The sequence below is a fragment of the Paenibacillus sp. MDV22-iso6 genome (genome assembly GCF_058408365.1).
Window position 1 is genome coordinate 516,474 of sequence record NZ_JBZVDZ010000003.1, and the last position, 20,882, is coordinate 537,355.

23 protein-coding genes are annotated in these 20,882 nt (G+C 47.3%); all 23 read left to right on the forward strand.

Features of this window, described 5'->3' with window-relative positions; genetic code table 11:
- The first annotated feature begins 48 nt into the window (after positions 1-48).
- The 23 genes from upp to fabZ all read left to right on the forward strand — a co-directional run bounded on the left by upp (position 49) and on the right by fabZ (position 20,827).
- The gene (gene upp, locus AC4PM4_RS11495; protein ID WP_053782842.1) at positions 49-678 is read left to right on the forward strand and encodes a uracil phosphoribosyltransferase; all 630 of its coding nucleotides are present in this window, start codon (positions 49-51) and stop codon (positions 676-678) included.
- 56 nt (positions 679-734) lie between these two features.
- Positions 735-1,892, forward strand: coding sequence for a non-hydrolyzing UDP-N-acetylglucosamine 2-epimerase (gene wecB / locus AC4PM4_RS11500; protein ID WP_076287588.1), 1,158 nt, complete (start codon positions 735-737; stop codon positions 1,890-1,892).
- 186 nt (positions 1,893-2,078) lie between these two features.
- Positions 2,079-2,333 carry an AtpZ/AtpI family protein gene (locus AC4PM4_RS11505; RefSeq protein WP_076287589.1) on the forward strand — a complete coding sequence of 85 codons (255 nt, stop codon included), beginning with the start codon at positions 2,079-2,081 and terminating at the stop codon, positions 2,331-2,333.
- On the forward strand, positions 2,326-2,703 hold the full coding sequence (locus AC4PM4_RS11510) for an ATP synthase subunit I (protein ID WP_076287590.1): 378 nt from the start codon (positions 2,326-2,328) through the stop codon (positions 2,701-2,703). Before AC4PM4_RS11505 ends, AC4PM4_RS11510 begins: the two co-directional genes overlap by 8 nt.
- A gap of 45 nt (positions 2,704-2,748) precedes the next feature.
- Entirely contained in the window at positions 2,749-3,567 is an 819-nt protein-coding gene (atpB, locus tag AC4PM4_RS11515; RefSeq protein WP_076287591.1) for a F0F1 ATP synthase subunit A, read from the forward strand.
- Between the two features lie 78 nt (positions 3,568-3,645).
- Positions 3,646-3,870 (forward strand): F0F1 ATP synthase subunit C, encoded by a 225-nt coding sequence (atpE, locus tag AC4PM4_RS11520; RefSeq protein WP_017691934.1) that lies wholly within the window; start codon positions 3,646-3,648, stop codon positions 3,868-3,870.
- Positions 3,871-3,984: 114 nt separating this feature from the next.
- Complete coding sequence (gene atpF, locus AC4PM4_RS11525; RefSeq protein ID WP_175381406.1) at positions 3,985-4,473, forward strand: F0F1 ATP synthase subunit B; 489 nt, start codon at positions 3,985-3,987, stop codon at positions 4,471-4,473.
- A complete protein-coding gene (locus tag AC4PM4_RS11530; RefSeq protein ID WP_076287592.1) occupies positions 4,470-5,018 on the forward strand; it encodes a F0F1 ATP synthase subunit delta in 549 nt (182 codons plus the stop codon). The genes atpF and AC4PM4_RS11530 overlap by 4 nt, the downstream gene beginning before the upstream one ends.
- Before the next feature lie 16 nt (positions 5,019-5,034).
- On the forward strand, positions 5,035-6,549 hold the full coding sequence (gene atpA / locus AC4PM4_RS11535) for a F0F1 ATP synthase subunit alpha (RefSeq protein ID WP_076287593.1): 1,515 nt from the start codon (positions 5,035-5,037) through the stop codon (positions 6,547-6,549).
- 211 nt (positions 6,550-6,760) lie between these two features.
- Positions 6,761-7,633, forward strand: a complete 873-nt coding sequence (gene atpG / locus AC4PM4_RS11540; RefSeq protein WP_491613642.1) for an ATP synthase F1 subunit gamma — start codon at positions 6,761-6,763, stop codon at positions 7,631-7,633.
- A gap of 96 nt (positions 7,634-7,729) precedes the next feature.
- A complete protein-coding gene (gene atpD / locus AC4PM4_RS11545) occupies positions 7,730-9,133 on the forward strand; it encodes a F0F1 ATP synthase subunit beta (RefSeq protein WP_024632716.1) in 1,404 nt (467 codons plus the stop codon).
- 63 nt (positions 9,134-9,196) lie between these two features.
- Entirely contained in the window at positions 9,197-9,601 is a 405-nt protein-coding gene (locus AC4PM4_RS11550) for a F0F1 ATP synthase subunit epsilon (RefSeq protein WP_076287595.1), read from the forward strand.
- Between the two features lie 602 nt (positions 9,602-10,203).
- Complete coding sequence (locus AC4PM4_RS11555; protein ID WP_062321714.1) at positions 10,204-10,461, forward strand: DUF1146 family protein; 258 nt, start codon at positions 10,204-10,206, stop codon at positions 10,459-10,461.
- 520 nt (positions 10,462-10,981) lie between these two features.
- The gene (gene murA, locus AC4PM4_RS11560; RefSeq protein ID WP_083678749.1) at positions 10,982-12,328 is read left to right on the forward strand and encodes a UDP-N-acetylglucosamine 1-carboxyvinyltransferase; all 1,347 of its coding nucleotides are present in this window, start codon (positions 10,982-10,984) and stop codon (positions 12,326-12,328) included.
- A gap of 461 nt (positions 12,329-12,789) precedes the next feature.
- Positions 12,790-14,136, forward strand: coding sequence for a stage II sporulation protein D (spoIID, locus tag AC4PM4_RS11565; RefSeq protein WP_491613643.1), 1,347 nt, complete (start codon positions 12,790-12,792; stop codon positions 14,134-14,136).
- A 788-nt stretch (positions 14,137-14,924) separates the two neighbouring features.
- Positions 14,925-15,662, forward strand: coding sequence for a M23 family metallopeptidase (locus tag AC4PM4_RS11570; RefSeq protein WP_063567731.1), 738 nt, complete (start codon positions 14,925-14,927; stop codon positions 15,660-15,662).
- A gap of 171 nt (positions 15,663-15,833) precedes the next feature.
- Entirely contained in the window at positions 15,834-16,121 is a 288-nt protein-coding gene (spoIIID, locus tag AC4PM4_RS11575) for a sporulation transcriptional regulator SpoIIID (protein ID WP_024632710.1), read from the forward strand.
- Between the two features lie 219 nt (positions 16,122-16,340).
- Entirely contained in the window at positions 16,341-17,339 is a 999-nt protein-coding gene (locus AC4PM4_RS11580; RefSeq protein ID WP_063567732.1) for a rod shape-determining protein, read from the forward strand.
- Between the two features lie 103 nt (positions 17,340-17,442).
- Positions 17,443-18,327 (forward strand): flagellar hook-basal body protein, encoded by an 885-nt coding sequence (locus tag AC4PM4_RS11585; protein ID WP_063567733.1) that lies wholly within the window; start codon positions 17,443-17,445, stop codon positions 18,325-18,327.
- Between the two features lie 44 nt (positions 18,328-18,371).
- Positions 18,372-18,638 carry a hypothetical protein gene (locus tag AC4PM4_RS11590; protein WP_491613644.1) on the forward strand — a complete coding sequence of 89 codons (267 nt, stop codon included), beginning with the start codon at positions 18,372-18,374 and terminating at the stop codon, positions 18,636-18,638.
- Positions 18,639-18,829: 191 nt separating this feature from the next.
- The gene (locus AC4PM4_RS11595) at positions 18,830-19,669 is read left to right on the forward strand and encodes a flagellar hook-basal body protein (RefSeq protein ID WP_072733622.1); all 840 of its coding nucleotides are present in this window, start codon (positions 18,830-18,832) and stop codon (positions 19,667-19,669) included.
- 12 nt (positions 19,670-19,681) lie between these two features.
- A complete protein-coding gene (locus AC4PM4_RS11600) occupies positions 19,682-19,906 on the forward strand; it encodes a DNA-directed RNA polymerase subunit beta (RefSeq protein ID WP_024632706.1) in 225 nt (74 codons plus the stop codon).
- Positions 19,907-20,395: 489 nt separating this feature from the next.
- Positions 20,396-20,827, forward strand: a complete 432-nt coding sequence (fabZ, locus tag AC4PM4_RS11605; protein ID WP_064641900.1) for a 3-hydroxyacyl-ACP dehydratase FabZ — start codon at positions 20,396-20,398, stop codon at positions 20,825-20,827.
- The last annotated feature ends 55 nt before the right edge of the window (positions 20,828-20,882 follow it).

Genomic DNA, 20,882 nt, shown 5'->3' on the forward strand with positions numbered 1-20,882 from the left:
ATATTTGGTAATGCTGAACATGAAGAACATACCGGAGGGACAAATTAGATGGGAAAATTAGTAATATGTGATCACCCTTTGATTCAACACAAACTGACGTTTATACGCGACATGCGTACGAATACGAAAGATTTTCGTGAATTGGTGGATGAAGTGGCTACACTGATGGCTTATGAGATTACAAGAGATGTTGAGCTGGAAACTATTGATGTACAGACACCAGTAGCTGAAACACAAGGAAAAGTCATTTCCGGACGTATGCTTGGGCTGGTGCCGATTTTGCGTGCTGGCCTTGGGATGCTGGATGGTGTTGTCAAATTGCTGCCGGCGGCAAAAGTTGGACATGTAGGTTTGTTCCGTGACCCGGAAACACTGCAACCTGTTGAGTACTACACCAAGCTGCCTACGGACGTTACGGAGCGTCAGTTGATTGTCATCGACCCGATGCTGGCAACTGGCGGTTCTGCTATTGCTGCTATTGACGTGCTCAAAAAACGCGGCTGCACGCAAATCAAAATGATGAACCTTGTTGCAGCCCCTGAAGGAGTAAAAGCTGTTCAGGATGCGCATCCGGATGTAGACATCTACGTTGCTGCACTGGACGATCGTCTGGATGATCACGGCTATATCGTTCCCGGACTGGGAGATGCAGGAGACCGTCTATACGGCACTAAATAAGCATATCGCATGCTTTGTAAGAGGTTCCGAACTTATAGAAAAGGGGCTTTGCTTCAATGTCCAAGAAAATTAAAGTCATGACGATATTCGGGGTGCGCCCGGAAGCCATCAAGATGGCTCCGCTTATTTTGGAACTGCAGAAACATCCCGAATCTATTGAATCGATCGTTTGCGTTACTGCACAGCATCGTCAGATGCTGGATCAGGTTCTTGAAGTATTCAATATTCATCCAGACTACGATCTGGATGTGATGAAAGATCGCCAGACGCTGAATGAAATTACGATTCGTGTGCTGGGAGGCCTGGAGCCGGTTTTGCGTGAAGCAAAGCCGGATATCGTGTTGGTTCACGGTGATACGCTGACAACGTTTGTAGCCAGCTATGCTGCGTTCCTGCAGCAGATTCAGGTGGGGCATGTGGAAGCAGGTCTTCGCACGTGGAACAAGCTCTCTCCATACCCGGAAGAAATGAACCGTCAGTTAACCGGTGTGCTTGCTGACTTGCATTTTGCACCAACGGACTGGTCTTCTTCCAACCTTGCCAAAGAAAATAAATCGGAGTCTAGTACGTATGTCACAGGCAACACGGTAACAGATGTGTTTCAATATACAGTACGGCAGGATTACACACATCCGGTACTAGATTGGGCACAGGGCAAGCGTCTTGTGCTGATGACAGCTCACCGCCGTGAATCCCAAGGCGAGCCTCACCGTAACATTTTCCAGGCCGTCAAACGGATTGCCGACGAGTTTGAGGATATTGCCATCGTGTATCCGGTACATCTAAGTCCTGCTGTGAAGGAGCCGGCTCACGCGATTTTGGGGAATCACCCCCGTATTCAACTTATTGATCCACTAGACGTGGTGGATTTGCATAACTTTTACCCGCATACTCACTTGATTTTGACAGATTCAGGAGGTTTGCAGGAAGAAGCGCCTTCGTTTGGTGTGCCTGTTCTCGTCCTTCGGGATACAACGGAGCGTCCGGAAGGAATTGAGGCTGGAACACTGGAGCTGGTGGGTACCGAAGAGGAACGTGTATATGAGCGCACCAAAGCTCTGCTTACAGACGAAACACTGTATGCAAGCATGAGTCAGGCTGCCAATCCGTATGGTGATGGACATGCTTCGGAAAGAATTGTCAATGCGATTTTGCATCATTTTGGTGTGAATAGTGAACGTCCGGAATCATTTCACAGAAAATTCAAAAAATAATTCATTTTTTCTGATGGATTAATAAAGGGTACAGCATACAGTTAAACTGTACGGTTTACGCGGGTTTATGGGCTCTGATGGCCTGTAATCCCGTCGTTTTCCCCTTTAAAACGCTAAAATCATTCAATTGACAAAGGCTCTCATCATTCAGTAAAATTAACTGGGATTGCAAGGGTGGCGTGGAAAATGGCCGATTCGAACAAACCAAATTCATCCCGTAACCATGATGATAATGTGTGGAAAGCAATGGGGCTCGTGACAGCTTTTGGAATCGAGATTGCCATTCTCGCTGTTGCCGGATATTACGTTGGCTCCTGGTTGGACAAGACCATCGGGGGTAGCGGAATATGGATCGCCGTAAGCGTTCTCTTTTTTTTGGCAGCAGGCGGCGTAAGCATCTACTTTATCGCGAAAAAATTCATGGGGGAAAGTGATGAGTGAACTAACCAGATACCGCAGAATGATGACTGTTTTCATCATGTACTTTCTTATGATTTGTTTTCTCGCAGCGGCCTTTATGCCACGTGTGGAGACAATTGCTTTGGGACTGGCCCTGGGTACAGGAATTAGCTGGATCAATGCATTTTACCTGGGCTTCAAAGTAAGGAAAATGTCTGATGATGCGGCAGAAGGTAACTTGAAGCGTGTGAACCTGGGATTTTTGACAAGAGCGGCACTCGCAGTGCTCGGTATCTTCATATCGATGCGCTTTCCGCAGTACTTCAATACATATGCGGTTGCAGGCGGTCTGGTCATTGCACAATTTTCCTTACTGATTATAGGGATCGTCTATTCCCGCAGAGCAGAATGATGTTAGGTGCTGCAGCTTTCAAGTCGAGAAAGGGGTGAGAAAAATATGCATGAAGCTCCAATTATTATGCTTGGCGGATTTCGACTGGATCTATCGGTTCTGTTGATGCTGGTGGTTACAGGTGCACTTGTTTTCATTTTTGCTGTACTGGCAACACGTAGATTATCCGTTGAAAATCCCGGCAAGCTGCAAAATTTTATGGAGTGGGCAGTAGAATTCGTCCGCAATCTGATTTCCAGCACGATGGATATGAAGAAAGGGAAACATTTTATCTCTCTCGCTCTTTCCATGATTATGTTCATTTTTGTAGGTAATATGCTAGGTCTTCCGTTTCAGGCGGTTACTGAAGTTACGGAGGTTAGTCAGGCGCAGGTATTCAATCAACCGATTGTCACTGCTGTTGATGCGTTTAACGAAGCGCATGCCAAGGACCCTGAAGCACATCCACACGTTGAACTGGCTTGGTGGAAATCACCGACAGCCGACTTGTCTGTAACGATGGGACTGGCACTCGTAGCATTCCTGGTATCTCATGGACTCGGATTGTTCCGTAACACAAGAGGATATCTCCAGCATTATCTTAAACCGTTCGCCTTGTTCTTGCCGATCAACCTGATAGAGACGGCATCCAAGCTGCTGACACACGGAATGCGTTTGTTCGCGAATATTTTCGCGGGCGAGGTACTGATTACAACGATCCTGAAGCTGACCACGTTCAAAGTGTTTGGCGCCATTGCAGCGATTCCGTTGCTTATGGTGTGGCAGGGCTTTAGTATCTTTATCGGCGCAATCCAGGCATTTGTTTTTGTAATCTTGATGATGGTGTACATTTCACAAAGCATCGAGACGCATGACGAACATTAAGTTTCAAGCCCTACGAAGATTTCTTCACCAGGCTGAACAATAAAAAATTCGATTTAACATTTTAAGGAGGATATACAAATGGGAGCAATGGCATTAATCGCAGCAGCAATTGTTGCAGGACTGGGCGCGTTTGGCGCAGGTATTGGTAACGGTATGGTAATCAGCAAAACGGTGGAAGGTATCGCTCGTCAACCGGAAGCGAAATCCACTCTTCAAACAACAATGTTTATCGGTGTAGGTCTGATCGAGGTATTGCCGATCATCGGTGTGGTACTGGCGTTCATGTTCTACGGTATGGCTTAATTAAATCGATACAGGTTTGGCGGGGAAGGCCATAGCCATCCGCGCCTTCTTTTTAGGTAATGTCCGTTCTAACGGATGACGTTTCAAGGATACCTCCAGGAAGGAGTGAACAGATTGAGTTTCTTATGGGAAAATACGCTTCTTGCGATTATTGCATTTGCAATTTTATATTGGCTGCTTAGCCGTTATGCTTTTGGGCCTTTGTTCTCCATTATGGAAAAACGTCGTGAACTCGTGATGACGCAGATGAATGAGGCTGCTCAGACTCGGGAACAGGCCATTGCCTATGTGGAGGAACAAAAACAAGCTCTGGAGCAAGCGCGCAAAGATGCTTACGACATCATTGAACAGTCCAAACAAACGGGCGGTAAACAAGCCGAATCGATTTTGGCTGATGCGAAAGCAGAAGCTAATCGTCTCAAAGACGATGCTGTACGTGAGATTGAGAGTGAGAAGAACAAAGCGGTCGCAGCGCTTCGCAGCGAACTGGGTACAGCTTCCGTTCAAATCGCTTCCAAGTTGATCAAAAAAGAAGTTGAGAACGGTCCTGCACAAGAGGAACTTGTGAACCAATACCTCAATGAGGTAGGAGGCCGACAATGAGCCGCGATACGATAGTTGCCAAGCGTTATGCGAAAGCATTGTTCGAAGTTGCTCTCCAGCAGCAGCAGGTACTTGAAGTTGAACAGGAACTGCGTGTGGTTGTCAGTGCATTGACCGGGGATGCTGATATCGAAAAATTCATCGTATCTCCCAACATCTCGGACGAAGCAAAGCAGAATGTCCTTCATTCAAGCCTTGATGGAAAGGTGTCCGAGCCTGTCCTTCGCACGGTTCTGCTGTTGATTGAGCGCGGACGCGTTGAATTGCTGGAAGCTTTGCTGAATGATTATCTGAAGATCCAAGGCGAGTCGCTCGGCATAGCTGATGCGCGCGTCTACTCGACTTATGCATTGAATGATGAAGAAAAAGAAGCGGTTGCCCGTGAATTCGGAGGCCGTGTGAATAAAAAGATTCGTATCGAGAATTTTGTTGATCCGACTCTGCTGGGCGGATTGAAAGTCGCCATTGGCGATACGATCTATGACGGCAGCTTGGCTGGCAAGCTCGAACGTCTTGAGCAGTCTTTTAACAGACGAGTACAGTAGATTGGGGTGAGGACACTTGAGTATCAAACCAGAAGAAATCAGTACATTAATTAAGAGCCAGATCGAACAATACAAAACCGATATCGATGTAGTCGAAGTCGGGACAGTTATTGAGGTCGGTGATGGTATTGCTCGTGTATACGGACTTGAGAACGTAATGTCCAACGAGTTGGTTGAATTCCCAAGCGGTGTTATGGGACTCGCCATGAACGTGGAAGAGAGCAACGTTGGTGTCGTTATCCTGGGACCTTACTATGATATTCGTGAAGGCGACCAAGTAAAACGTACCGGTCAAATCATGCAAGTGCCTGTTGGCGAAGCATTGATTGGACGCGTTGTTAACCCGCTCGGTATTCCAGTGGATGGCAAAGGGCCAATCGCTACAACGGAATTCCGTCCGGTTGAAGGTAAAGCACCAGGCGTAATGGATCGTAAATCAGTTCATGAGCCGATGCAAACAGGGATCAAAGCGATTGACGCAATGGTTCCAATCGGTCGCGGACAACGTGAGTTGATCATCGGTGACCGTCAAACAGGTAAAACATCAATCGCAATTGATGCGATCCTGAACCAAAAAGGCAGCGGCATGAAATGTATCTACGTTGCTATCGGTCAAAAACAATCTACAGTTGCACAAGTCGTAGAAACTCTTCGTCGTAAAGGCGCAATGGAGTACACGATTGTTGTAACTGCAGCAGCATCTGATCCATCACCATTGTTGTACATCGCACCGTATTCCGGTTGTTCGATGGGTGAGTACTTTATGTACAAAGGTGAGCACGTGTTGGTTATCTACGATGATTTGACCAAACAAGCTTCCGCATATCGTGAACTCTCCTTGCTTCTTCGCCGTCCACCGGGTCGTGAGGCTTATCCGGGTGATGTCTTCTACTTGCACTCCCGTTTGCTGGAGCGTGCAGCGAAGCTGAATGATGAGCTTGGTGGTGGTTCTTTAACCGCACTGCCGTTCATTGAAACACAAGCTTCCGACGTATCTGCTTACATTCCGACGAACGTAATCTCTATTACGGACGGACAAATCTTCTTGGAAGCTGACTTGTTCAATGCTGGACAACGCCCGGCGATCAACGTAGGTATCTCCGTATCCCGTGTTGGTGGTTCTGCTCAGATCAAAGCGATGAAAAAGGTTGCAGGTTCCCTGCGTCTCGACCTCGCTCAATATCGTGAGCTTCAAGCGTTCTCCCAGTTCGGTTCCGATCTGGATAAAGCGACTCAGGCCCGCCTGAATCGTGGTGCTCGCATGATGGAAATCCTGAAACAGGGTGTGAACCAGCCTTTGCCTGTAGAACAACAGGTTGTCAGCTTGTACACAGCGGTTAAAGGATTCCTAGATGAAATTCCTACAGGTGATGTGACTCGTTTTGAACAAGAATTCCTCGCGTTCATGGAGAGCAGCCATCCTGAGATTCTTCAATCCATCCGTGATACTAAAGAATTGACTGCAGACAATGAGAATGCTCTGAAGGGCGCTATCGAGAAGTTCAGAAAGAGCTTTTCTGTCTCCGTCTAAATAGATGATATGCAGTTGCGGAGTTGTTTAACCGATTCCGCATGTCTGCATGTATAACTTTGGCTCCGCCAAAGGTAAGATTATGCTTACGAAGTAGTTTTGACTTGGTCAAAACTAGTGAATGCTTACGAAGTAACTTTGGCTCGCCAAAGTTTAAGTTTGGGCTTACGAAGTAGTTTTGACTACGTCAAAACTTGAAGGTGGTGAAATCATGGCAAAAGGCATGCGCGAAATAAAGCGGCAAATTAAAAGCGTACAAAGCACCAAGCAGATCACCAAAGCAATGGAAATGGTAGCTGCCGCAAAACTGCGTAAAGCGCAGGAAAAAGCGGAAGCAGCTCGTCCTTATTCGGAGAAGCTGAAAGAAGTTGTGGCAAGTATTGCAAAAAGCACGCAAGGGGTTCAGCATCCGATGCTGGAAAGTCGTCCGGTCAAAAAGACAGCTTATCTAATCATTACATCGGACCGTGGTCTTGCGGGTGGTTACAATGCAAATATTTTGCGTCAGGTCAATCTGACACTCAAAGAAAAACACAACTCTCAGGATGACTACGAATTGTTCGTCATTGGGCGTAAAGGACGCGATTATTTCAGACGGCGCGAAATTGCGATCGCGTCCACTACAACGGATCTATCCGATTCACCAGCATTTGCAGATATCAAATCTATTGCACACGAAGCTGTTCAAGGATTTGAGCTGGCTAAATTTGATGAATTGTACATTTGTTATAACCGCTTTGTGAATGCGTTGACCCAGATTCCTACGGTAGAAAAACTTCTTCCAATGGAAACACCTGAGGTAACTGCTGCGGAAGGACCGACGGCAAGCTACGAATACGAGCCTTCAGCTGAAGCTGTACTGGAAGTTTTGCTACCGCGTTATGCGGAAACGCTTATCTACGGTGCACTTCTGAATGGTAAGGCGAGTGAGTTGGGTGCCAAAATGACTGCGATGGGTAATGCAACCAAAAATGCATCGAAACTCATCAACGACTTGTCATTGACCTATAACCGTGCTCGTCAAGCGGCGATTACGCAGGAGATTACGGAAATTGTGGCAGGTGCCAACGCAGCACAAGGCTAACCGTTTTTTATTAATGAAGGCTTGCAGTGCAGAGATAACAGAGAACGGAACTTTATTTCTGCAAAACTAGCAGGCTTGTAGGAGGGGAACGTTAAGATGAACAAAGGACGCGTTGTGAGCATCATGGGTCCGGTTGTTGACGTCGAGTTTGATCGCGGCGGTCTGCCGGAAATCCTCAATGCCATTACGATCACTACAGTAAGCGAAAGCGGCGTAAGTGTGAATCTGACACTCGAAGCTTCGAAACATCTGGGTGACAACCGGGTACGTTGTATCGCGATGTCCTCCACGGACGGACTCGTTCGTGGTATGGAAGCCGTAGATACAGGAGCTCCAATCTCTGTACCTGTTGGGGAAGCGACACTGGGTCGTGTATTTAACGTACTCGGCGAAGCTATTGATACTGGCGGCACTGTAGCTGCTGCACATAAAAATCCGATTCACCGCTCGGCTCCTGCATTTGATGAACTGACTACCCAGGCTGAAATGCTGGAGACAGGAATCAAAGTTATCGACTTGTTGGCTCCTTACGCCAAAGGTGGTAAAATCGGTCTCTTCGGTGGTGCCGGTGTAGGTAAAACTGTAACGATTCAGGAATTGATCAACAACATCGCACAAGAACACGGCGGTATCTCCGTATTCGCAGGTGTTGGTGAGCGTACACGTGAAGGTAATGACTTGTATCACGAGATGAGTGATTCAGGCGTTATCAACAAAACAGCAATGGTCTTCGGACAAATGAACGAGCCTCCAGGCGCACGTCTTCGTGTAGCCCTCACAGGTCTGACCATGGCGGAATACTTCCGTGATGAAGAAGGCCGTGACGTGTTGCTCTTTATCGATAACATCTTCCGTTTCACCCAAGCAGGTTCAGAAGTATCTGCCTTGCTCGGACGTATGCCTTCCGCGGTAGGTTACCAACCAACGCTGGCAACGGAAATGGGTCAACTGCAAGAACGTATCACTTCGACCAAAAAAGGTTCAGTAACATCCATCCAGGCCATCTACGTGCCTGCGGATGACTATACTGACCCGGCTCCAGCAACGACGTTTGCCCACTTGGATGCAACGACGAACCTGGAACGTAAAATTTCAGAGATGGGTATCTACCCTGCGGTAGATCCGTTGGCATCCAGCTCCCGGATCTTGTCCCCTGAAGTTGTAGGCGAAGAGCATTACAACGTAGCTCAAGGCGTTAAACGCATCTTGGCGCGTTACAATGAATTGCAGGATATTATTGCGATTCTGGGTATGGATGAGTTGAGTGAGGAAGACAGAGCACTCGTTTACCGTGCTCGTAAGATTCAACGTTTCTTGTCCCAGCCTTTCCACGTTGCTGAAGCATTTAACGGTATTCCGGGTAAATACGTTCCGGTTAAAGAAACGGTGCGCAGCTTTAAAGAAATTCTCGAAGGCAAGCACGACGATCTTCCGGAAGCAGCTTTCCTCTTCGTGGGTACAATTGAAGAGGCAGTGGAGAAAGCCAAAACACTGGTATAATCTGAATCCAGGATTGTCCTTATGAAGCGAGCTATCCTTCGGATAGTTTCAGGAGGGATGGAATTGAGCACCTTTTTGTTGGAAATCGTAACACCTGAGCGTCTGGTATATTCAGAACAAGTGGATAGTATCACGGCTCGTGGTATTGAAGGGGAGCTGGGCATTCTGCCAGGTCATATCCCTATGGTTACACCTTTACAGATCGCACCGATCTATATCAAAAACGGAAAAGAAAGCAAACGTGTCGCTATTGGTGGCGGGTTTATCGAAGTCCGTAAAGATAAGGTTGTTGTGCTCGCAGAAAGTGCCGAATTCCCGGAAAATATCGATGTGGACCGTGCGCGTGCGGCGAAAGAGCGGGCAGAACGCCGTCTCAGCAGCCAAAGCAATCAGGACCATTTTGATCACCGCCGGGCAGAGATTGCTCTGCAAAAAGCGGTTAACCGGATCAACGTATACGGCAAATAAACTACTCATCGGAGCCTGGCGGCTTAGTCTGCCAGGCTTTTTTGAGTTTTTGGAACGTTATATTTTCCAGTTACAGTAAAATATATGGACATTATCTTCGGTTAAAGTGCTTGATTTAGCGGCAAATAAAGTTAATTGTATTCACCGTTTATGGGCAGTTGAATAGAATGTAGGACTAAAGTCGTGGCGATAATGATCACTGTTGGAACCATTTTTAACGACGGAAATCTGAATTATTTCCGAGGAAATGACAGGATCGATATCGAAATAACGCTCTTTTATGTCGTTTTAGTCACAAAATCCCGACATTTTGAATTTAAAATAATATCAAAGTGGAAATCAATGTAATTGACAATGTATGATGAAAGAGCCTATATTCCATAGAGTCAGCAGATGCAGGAAGCTGCGTTGATGAATTCCATAGTCATTCACAGCCAGATTGTTGCTGCTCCGGATTGGGCATCCAGATTTCCTGCATGGCAGGAGTAAGTCTGACAGTAGGCTCGGTATGTTGTGTTCAAGTCATTCCATTGTTCTAACAAGTTATGGATGCCAGGCATAATTATGCTGATCGCTGCAACAAATGTGGAGGTAATGAATATATGGATACTGACCTGACGAATCAGTTGAACCAGACATTAAGTACGAATGGCTTAGTCTCAATTATCGTCTCTCTTTTATGTATAGCGTTATCGTGGTGGGCTTTGCAGAATCTCAAGCTGGATTTAATCATCAGGCAGCCACGAGGAGCACAGGGAAGACTGTTACATTTACTGTTGGCCATTATACTTGGGCATGCTGTTTCAGGCTTTGTCATTGACTATTTGTCATGGACACAAATGTTGCGCCATTTGTTTTAATGTTGAGATGGTTGGTTAATCATCTGTTAGGTTCTTCAAGCAGTTCAATGTCGAATAACATCGATTAATTGTGTTAACAATTAGAGTATGAGTTGTCGGCAAATGAATTAAGAAAAAAGTGTGACGTGGAATTGGATGAATTTGAGATGTTTTATGTAAAAATGCTTGTATCGTACAATTCAACAATGTTATGATGGAAGTTAGGGAATTCACAATTGTTCACTTATTTTGTGGTTATAAACGGGATACCCGGTTGAATCCGGCTACTAATCATCCCATTCTGTCTGTTCAGATGCTTGCTGGCCTGTAAGGCATTACATTTACAAGTCGGAGGGCATCATGCAACGCACGTGGTATCATCGATATGGATTATAAACCAATTCTTTTCTGAATAGACATCAAGGGCATTATTTGCCAGGCTATGTCGAAATTCCACACACAGCAACAGTCTTTTCTATTACAGAAGGGCTCACGTATTCCGGAATGAAGAAAAGGGAATAAAAGCGCGGAGGGAACCATGATGAGCAAATTTATCGTCCGCGGTGGCAAAAGGTTGACCGGAAGTGTCAAAGTTAGCGGCGCTAAAAATTCTGTTCTTCCGATCATCGCTGCCTCTCTCTTAGGGGAAGAAGGACAAAGCGTTATTATTGACGCTCCTCCTCTAGACGATGTGATGACGATTAACAAGGTGTTGGAATCGCTGGGAGCGGGTGTTACATACCGGGACGAAGTGATTACCGTAAATGCGGAGAAACTTACTTCCTGTGAGGCACCATATGAATGGGTAAGTAAAATGCGGGCGTCATTTCTGGTCATGGGGCCATTGTTGACGCGTATGGGTCATACAAGAATTTCGCTTCCTGGTGGATGTGCCATCGGTACACGGCCTATTGATCAGCATTTGAAAGGTTTTGAAGCCATGGGCGCTGAGATTAGCTTGGGCCAAGGCTATATAGAAGCTCGTAGCCAAGGACGGTTGCGTGGCGCGAAAATTTATCTAGATGTGGCTTCTGTAGGTGCCACTCAAAATATTATGATGGCTGCAACATTGGCTGAAGGTGTAACTGTTCTTGAGAATGCGGCAAAAGAACCAGAAATCGTGGATCTTGCCAACTTCCTGAATGGAATGGGTGCCAAAGTACGAGGTGCTGGAACAGGAGTCATCCGCATCGAAGGTGTGGAGAAACTGTCTGGCGTGAAGCATACCGTCATTCCTGACCGGGTTGAAGCGGGTACCTATATGGCTGCTGCTGCAATCTCCGGTGGTGATGTGTATATCGAAGGTGCGATTTCAGACCACTTAGGTTCTGTTATTGCGAAGCTGGAAGAGATGGGTGTAACCATTCATCCTGACGAGAATGGCGTTCGTGTCATTGCGGATCGTCCGCTCAAGGCTGTGGATGTGAAAACATTACCATACCCAGGTTTCCCTACCGATATGCAATCCCAAATGATGGCGCTTTTGCTTGCCTCTGAGGGAACCAGTGTTGTAACAGAGACTGTTTTTGAAAATCGCTTCATGCATGTGGATGAATTCCAATTGATGAATGCGGAGATCAAAGTTGAAGGACGTTCGTCCATCATCACGGGCAATGCCAAGCTGAAGGGTGCCAAAGTAACTGCTACCGATTTGCGTGCGGGTGCCGCACTTATTATCGCGGGTCTTGTTGCTGAAGGTACAACGGAAGTGGGCGGTGTTCATCACATCGACCGTGGCTACGTACATCTCGCTGAGAAGCTTAACGGACTTGGAGCCGATATTTATCGTATTTCGGTTGAAGAGCCTAAGCTGGATGCAGTTAAAGCATCGAATGAAAAAGTCGGGGAAGAAGTACCGCTGTTCAAAGTACAACCGACCTGGGCATAACATCGAATTGGACAATAGGCATTGCTCTCTAATATGAATCACACATCATTGTATATTGCGGATACGAGAGCATGCGTGCTGTCATTTAAATTCAGATCAAAAGCTAAGCCATCTGGCTTGGCTTTTTTTTGTGTTCAACGATCCATTGAATCAGTACCTGATTCTATTAATAGCTGGTCCTAACTTATATAGCATAACATCATATTCTGTACCAATTATGAACAAATGAAAGAGCATGCTTTTGGAGGAACGGGTGGTACCTTATGGAAAAGGATTCCGCGACAGATCAATGTTTTTTAATAATACATAGCAGAATTAAGTTAGAAATCGCCACATATGGAATGCCTTCGTTTCTCTTAAATCAGGTTCTATCAGATCCAGCCAGCTCATACCCTAAACTATGGATTTGAACAAAAGGACCGGCGCTTGACCGGCCATGGACAACGGAGGGTTATATCAAAATGAAAGAAGCCCGTGTGCAGGTTAAGGTACCTCTTGTCCCTCGTCCACTAGTGAAGGAGCCAGAAGAGATTGCTGGTTTCGGTGTGGAAAAAGACAAGCTTGCTTCAACGAACATCAGAACTGTTCCAGATGAGCCCGTAACAACATCTCATAGACGGCCTAGCTCCCAACAGGAGTCAGCTCAACACACTGCGGCACGTATACACATACCTGTCATTGAATTAGACCAGTTTCGTCGTGTGAAGCGCCGCCGAATGCGTACGTTCGGCCGAGGCCGCAGATGGGGCAAGAACAATACTCGGTGGCAGCCAGCGGCCGCTGTATCGGCAGTGCTTGCACTTGCGCTGTTGATCCCCGCCATTCTGGTCTGGCCGCGGACGGATGATCCGGTTAAACCGATCCCTGTCCCACCAGGCACAGGCAGTGTAACGACTCCAGCACCTTCTCCAGCTGTACCTGTTACCTACCCTGAACCCCAAGTAAGGGTGTACCTGTCTGCAACCGGTACGACGATGAATCTTCCGCTTGAAGATTATGTTACCGGGGTTGTCGCTGCCGAGATGCCAGCTGAGTTCAGATTGGAAGCTCTGAAGGCACAGGCCATCGCTGCAAGGACATTTATCGTGAGAAGGCTGGCAGCCAACGATACAAGCGGTGTACCTTCAGGAGAAGCTGATGTAACGGATACCGTGAGTCATCAGGTGTTCATACCACCAGAACAAGTGAAAGCGGACTGGACGCGTCTGGGGAAAGCGAAGGAATGGGAGAAGCTGCAGCAGGCTGTCCGCGAAAGCAAGGATGCTGTCATGACATATCAAGGCAAGGCGATTACTGCATCCTTTTTCTCCACAAGTAATGGGTATACGGAGAATGCAGAGGATGTATGGGGCAACCCCGTACCTTATTTACAGAGTGTAGCGAGTCCGTGGGATAAAAACCTGGCTCCGGGCTTTGAGAAAACCATCACGATGAAGCGCAGCGAGATTCTCCAGAAGTTGAATCTGGGTGCAAATGCTATCCCTGTGAGTGCGCAGCAAAGCGGTGGCTGGATGGAAGTATTGTCTACAACGCAAGGCCATCGGATCAAGGAGATACAGATTGCAGGTAAAACGTTTAGCGGACCGGAAGCTCGAAAGCTGCTTGGGCTTAGATCCAGCCAGTTCAGTTGGAAGACCGATGGAGACGAGGTTCAGATTACAACGTATGGATACGGTCATGGAGTCGGCATGAGCCAGTGGGGAGCCAACGGCATGGCACAGGAGGGTCACACCGCAACCCAGATTCTCAAACACTACTACACAGGCATCTCCTTCGGACAGGCATCCAAGATGCTTGCTTCAAAGTAGGAAACATGAATACTGTTGGATAAGGATAGAGCAATAGATTATTAACAGATGTAAAACGACGAACAGATTAACAACAGTTTAACAGTGAAGTGGAACTGTGCAGTTTTCCTACTCTCGGTGTACGTTTGAGAAGCTAACGAATCTCAGAAGCGCTATATCATGACATATCACGAAATGGAGCCGATAAAGCGCCAAAAAGAGTAATTAGCGTGCCTAAGGTTCGCTAGAATCTCCAGGTTGCGACTTTTCCATCAATAAGGCCACCTGAGTTCGTTAGAAAATTTCATTAACTAAGCATGATGTTAGATGGAACAGTCATTAGTGCCGCGGCCTCGCTAATCTCTCATCTCACTTTAACGAACCTATGGCTCCTTAAATCGGTATTAACGAATCACAGCCTATATCATGTTGCTTTCAGCTAATGAACTCACTTCTTAGAAGGATTGGCTATTACAGCAATCCAGGCTTCTCTACCAGCAACCCCTTCCTGAGCTTTCAAAACTTGGCTATATCAGTTGCAATTAATAGTTACACCGGAACGGAGAGAGCAGAAAAAAGCTGTAGGAGCGGAGCGTCCGCCTTTACTCCCGGATTTCACCTTTGAAGAAGGTGATAGAAAGAAATCTGGGAGTAACAGCGGCCGAAAGGTTGTTCTGCGCGCGGAGTGGTCCAGTGTAGCCCCCTTTTTCGCCTTATATAGCACTCTTTGAAAGTTCTGTGAAAATAATTAGAGTCGCGCGTGTATAAAAGAGTTGCACCCGGTAACACTTGTTACTGAGGTGATTAAGATGAATGAACAAAACAAAAAAACAGGCCAAGAAGAAACTCCTAAAACAACTCAAGGAGTACCGGCTAGCCAGCCCTCTTCATGGAAAAGAGCAATGTCCAAACGTTGGGTCTTCCCGGCAGCCTACATCGCAGCAGCAGGCATTATACTAACCTTAGTGTGGGTCTATCAGGGCACAGGCGACAAAACGCTGAACTCGGACCCTACAAGTGGGGTAGTAGAAACGGGCGCATCGGGTACAGAAGGAACAGCGGTTAACGGAGAACAGGAAAGTGTGGAAGTTGTTGCAAAGTCGGAGAATTTTGTATGGCCGGTAGCGGTTCCGTCCGAAATTTCGGTAGTAAAACCTTTCTATGACAACGAAGCTTCAACTGAGGAACATGAAGCAGCGATGGTGCAGTACAATGACACATTTATTCCGAACACGGGTGTAGATCTGGCACGTGGTGATAACAAAACGTTCGAAGTCAAAGCAGCACTCGGCGGAAAAGTTACCCGGGTTGAACAAAACCCGCTGACAGGTCAAGTTGTGGAAATCACACACAGTGATAACCTCAAAACCGTATACCAAAGCCTGGCTGACGTCAAAGTGAAACAGGATGATGAAGTGAAGCAAGGAGATGCAATTGCATCGGCTGGCGTTAATGAACTGGAAAAAACGCTGGGCAACCACCTTCACTTTGAAGTTTATGAAGACGGACAACCGGTTAACCCGCAAGGATATCTTCCGGAAAAATAAATGATTTTTACCGCAGCAACATGACGGGCAGAGGGAATTCTCCTCTGCTCTTTTTGTGCTTTTCAGAAAATAATGGGACCTTCGAAGCTTGTCACACCTTTAAACCGCGAATATATAGGCATGCTCCTCATATAATGTACCAAACTATCCACACAGTAGGGAGGCGGGAGCGTGCACGATTACATCAAGGAACGGACCATAAAAATTGGTCGCTGCATTGTTGAGACGAGGAATACGGTCCGTACCATAGCCAAGGAATTCGGCGTGTCAAAGAGTACTGTGCATAAGGATCTGACGGAGCGTCTGCCGGAAATTAACCCTGATCTTGCTGACCAGGTGAAACACATTCTGGAGTATCACAAGTCCATCCGTCATTTGCGGGGCGGTGAAGCGACCAAAATTAAATACAAAAAAACAAGCGGTAAAAAACGCGAGGTGCTGGCTTCCGCTAAATCGTAGAGACCTGCGGAAAGACGTAGGCCAAAAAGCTCACACATGCATTGAATCCCTCCCCTGAAGTATGATATGTTAAAAGCTGGTACAGGATCGAATTATGACATCTTATCAGCCCGATTTTTACATATATATGTTGCACTTTGTCGAACGAGCGGTGACGTGATAAGGGACTCTTTTTCACAGGATACGCTGACCAAATAATATCACTTTGGGGGCTCTTTTATGTTTAGCAAGGATATCGGTATTGATCTTGGCACGGCAAACGTGCTTATTCACGTGAAAGGAAGTGGGGTTGTCCTCGATGAACCTTCCGTCGTGACCATTGAAAGCGATACGAAGCGGGTCCTTGCTGTTGGGGAAGAAGCGCGTCGTATGGTGGGGCGTACTCCAGGTAACATTGTTGCCATTAGACCGCTGCGTGACGGTGTTATTGCGGACTTCGAGATTACGGAAGCTATGCTTAGACATTTCATTAATCGTGTGGGGGCAAGAAGCTGGTACAGCCACCCGCGTATTCTGATCTGTGCACCAACCAATATTACTTCCGTGGAGCAGAAGGCTATCCGTGAAGCTGCTGAGCGCAGCGGTGCCAAAGAAGTATTTCTGGAAGAAGAGCCGAAAGCGGCAGCGATCGGTGCGGGGATGGATATTTTTCAGCCGAGCGGCAATATGGTCGTGGATATCGGCGGCGGAACGACTGACGTTGCAGTCCTGTCTATGGGCGACGTAGTCACCGCCTCTTCTATTAAAGTCGCAGGGGACAAGTTCGACGAAGCGATTACCAAGTTTATCAAAGCCAAATACAAACTCATGATCGGTGAACGTACAGCCGAAGATCTCAAGATTGCAATTGGTTCCGTGCATCCGGGTGGTCGTCAAACAGAGATGGACATTCGTGGTCGGGATATGGTATCCGGTTTGCCTGTTACCGTAACGGTGTCGGGAAATGAAGTGCAAGAGGCGCTATGGGATTCCGTGCAATCTATTATCGTGGCAGCCAAGTCGGTATTGGAGCGGACGCCACCAGAATTAGCGGCAGACATTATTGACCGAGGTGTCGTGTTGACAGGTGGAGGAGCTTTGCTGAACGGACTGGACGAACTGTTGTCCAATGAATTGCATGTACCGGTATGGGTTGCAGAGGATCCGATGCATTGTGTCGTGAAGGGAACAGGCATTATGTTGAATAATTTGGATCAGGTGGTTAAGAAAAAGTTCTAATCTGCCGATATAAAAAGCAAAGGTTCGCCCAAGCTCGGGAAGCAGAACGGACAAGCAGCCATCCTGTAGTGCAGGATAAGCGCTTGAGGAGAGGGGTTAATACATGTTAAGAGGTCTGTACACCGCTACCGCGGGAATGATTACGCAACAACGCCGCCATGACACCGCAACGCAGAACATCGTAAATATGAACACAACGGGATATAAACAAGTGAACAGCGTAAGCCGTTCTTTTCCGGAAATGCTCATTACTTTGGTAGGCGGAGATGCCAATCTTCCGACAAAGCGGCTGGGCAAGCTGAACACAGGTGTGTTCGCGGAAGAAAGTTTGTCCATGAATTTGCAGGGAGCCATTATGGAAAGTGGGCAAAAGAGTGATTTTGCCATTTCGTCCAATCTGGCCGTGAATGATCCACAGACAGGACAACCTGTCCCGTTTGACGGTTCAGGCAAATTTGTACGAGCTGATGGCACGGTAACTTACCAACCTCAGGCGTATTTTACAGTACAGGATGCAGAAGGCAACAGAAGATATACACGTGATGGTCACTTCGAGGTTACAGGAACTGGACAGCTGCTCAGCTCAACAGGTTCACAGGTTCTGGATAATAATGGACAACCTGTTGTATTGACAGGCTCGGTAGACCAATTTAAAGTGGATGAGCAAGGTCGTCTCGTCAATGCAGAGACGGGTGCACCCACAGGAGTCACATTGGGAATCAGCGTCATCGATCAACCCAACCAACTGGTACGTCAAGGCGATGGTAATTTCAGCCTGAATGATCAGAATGGAGCAACCGCTCGGATGATGGCTGCCGGTGATAATGTGCAGATCCGTCAGGGCTACCTGGAAGGTTCGAATGTGGATGCATCACAGGCAACTGTAGATATGAACGCAGCATTCCGTGCATATGAAGCGAACCAGAAGGTCGTACAATTCTACGACCGCAGTCTGGATAAAGCCGTCAATGAAGTTGGGCGTGTATAACGCCAACGTATAATATAGCCGCGTAGCGAAGAGGCAAACGCCCTTTGCGAAGCGCAGAGCCTAACCGCAACCGAGCTTATGCGAGGATTGCGCAGTATTATCCTAAGCGCAGCGATGGTCTCGACAGTCCTTTGCGAAGCAAAGCAGGGAGAGACCACGCGGAGCGCAAAAGCCTAACCGCAGCCGAGCTTATGCGAGGATTGCGCAGCATTAAGCTGAGCGCAGCGACGGTCTCGACAGCCCTTTGCGAAGCAAAGCAAGGAGAGACCACGCGGAGCTACACGCCGCATAAAGAGCGTGCCGGGCTATGATTCAGCCATGTGAAACTATGGCGGGAATCATAGCCCGGCAGTCGCGGCGCACACACACCACCGTCACTTAGCAAGATCGTACCCCACGCACCCACTCCGCCTGTTTTCGGGAGTCCAGAGGGCAGCGCCATCTGGGGCCCTCCCTACCAGGGAGGGTTTGGGAGGGTAGAACCAGGGAGGGTAACCACCGAATGAATAATTCCATGATTAGTGCAATGGTCTCCATGACCGGAATACAGCAGCGTCTGGATGTCATTTCCGATAATATTGCCAACGTGAATACGGCAGGCTATAAGAGTAAGCAAGCAGCCTTCGAAGATGTACTGACACGTGTGCAGCAGCAACCGGACAAGTACAAGCTGGATGGACGCTCGACCCCGATGGGATACAACCTCGGGTTTGGTGTACGTTTGGCTGATGTGACAAAGGATATGAGTCAGGGTACGCTCAATGAGACAGGTAGTCCTACCGATCTGGCGATTGAAGGCAATGCGATGTTTGCCGTTGAAGCGAATGGTGAGAAAATGTGGACGCGTCAGGGTGCATTCCATTTTGTCCCTGATACAAGACCCAAAACGAATCCCAATGCGCCAGACATGATGGTATTGGTCAATGGCGAAGGCCACTTTGCATTGGATCGTCAAGGTAATCGCATTACGGCACCGAATAACAGCAAGGTTGCATTTGATGAAAAAGGCAACTTGTTGATCCGTCGTGGCAATGAAGCCAATGCAACGATTGGAGCCCAATTGCAACTCGTAGATATCGAGCGCCCGGAAGGGCTTGTGCAGTATGCGGATAATCTGTTTGGTCTGGATGCGGGTTTGACCGAGGATGATGTATTTGGAGCTAATGCAGCTACACGTGAAGCAACAGCTATGATTCGTGCAGGCTACATTGAACAATCCAACGTGGATTTGACACAGGAGATGGCATTGCTGATGCAAGGACAGCGGACCTATCAACTGGCGGCACGTGCGCTGACATCCAGTGATTCCATGGCGGGTCTTGCCAACAATATGAGAGCATAAAAGGTGAATGTGATGACAGATACACAGCAGCAGAACAGTAAGCCGGATAAGACGAAAGTCAAGAAGAAGAAGAGTGGATGGCGCATCGCAAGATGGTTTCTGGTTCCGGTCCTGCTTGTTCTTGCCCTCGCTGGCGGATTGGTGGCTGGCTACGTGGTACTGGGCAAACAGGATATCGGTTCCGTATTGCAGTGGAGTACATGGGAACATGTATATGATTTGGTCTTCGCTCCGTAGATGAACGATATATGCAAAACTCCTGCGCAGGCAGGAGTTTTCTTTTTGGCGTTGAAAACAGTATAATGATGGATGACGTTTGACGTTTGACGTCAAAAGAGGCCTCCCCTGCGAAAGACATTCGTCATCGCGAAGAGAGACCCCTTATCTCAACCTTCACTACTGCAGTCATGAAGGATATAACTAGTGTTAACCGAAAATATGCTTTTCATACAACATTAAAATTAAAAACCTTTTATATGAGGCCCGACTTGATCATAATCAGATTTCCCATGTCCGGACTAAAGTCAGTGGAGGGAACGGAATCGTTTGAAAGAAGCGAAGCGTTCGCCTTTGTTTCCGAATGTTATCCATCTGAAAATAGTTCAGAAACATTCGGAAACAACAGCGATCGAAAGAACGATCCGTAACCGTAACGGCCACCTGTGCGCACATGAGAACTTTATGATGGAGGATTCTCATATAAACATCCCGAGAGGAGATTATACTGTGCTCGATATCAAACAGATTCAAGAGATTATCCCACACCGTCCCCCATTTCTACTGGTGGACAAGATTTTAGAGATAGAGGATGGCAAACGTGCCGTTGGTTTGAAAAATGTAACCATTAATGAACCTTTCTTCATTGGTCATTTTCCAGAGTATCCGGTAATGCCGGGTGTGTTGATTACAGAAGCTCTGGCACAGGTCGGTGCAGTAGCCATTCTTAATTTGGAAGGCAACAAAGGCAAAATCGGCTTTTTGGCGGGACTGGACAATTTCCGATTCCGTGGACAAGTTGTGCCTGGAGATACGTTGATGCTGGAAGTGGAAATTACGCGTCTCAAAGGTTCAATTGGTAAAGGCAAGGCTACAGCCAAAGTAGGCGACAAAGTGGTAGCTGAAGGCGAGATCATGTTCGCACTGTCTGACCCAAGCTAATGATTGTATCGTTCAGCAGTTCATTGAATTTTATATAGAAGGAAGGGGTTTGCAG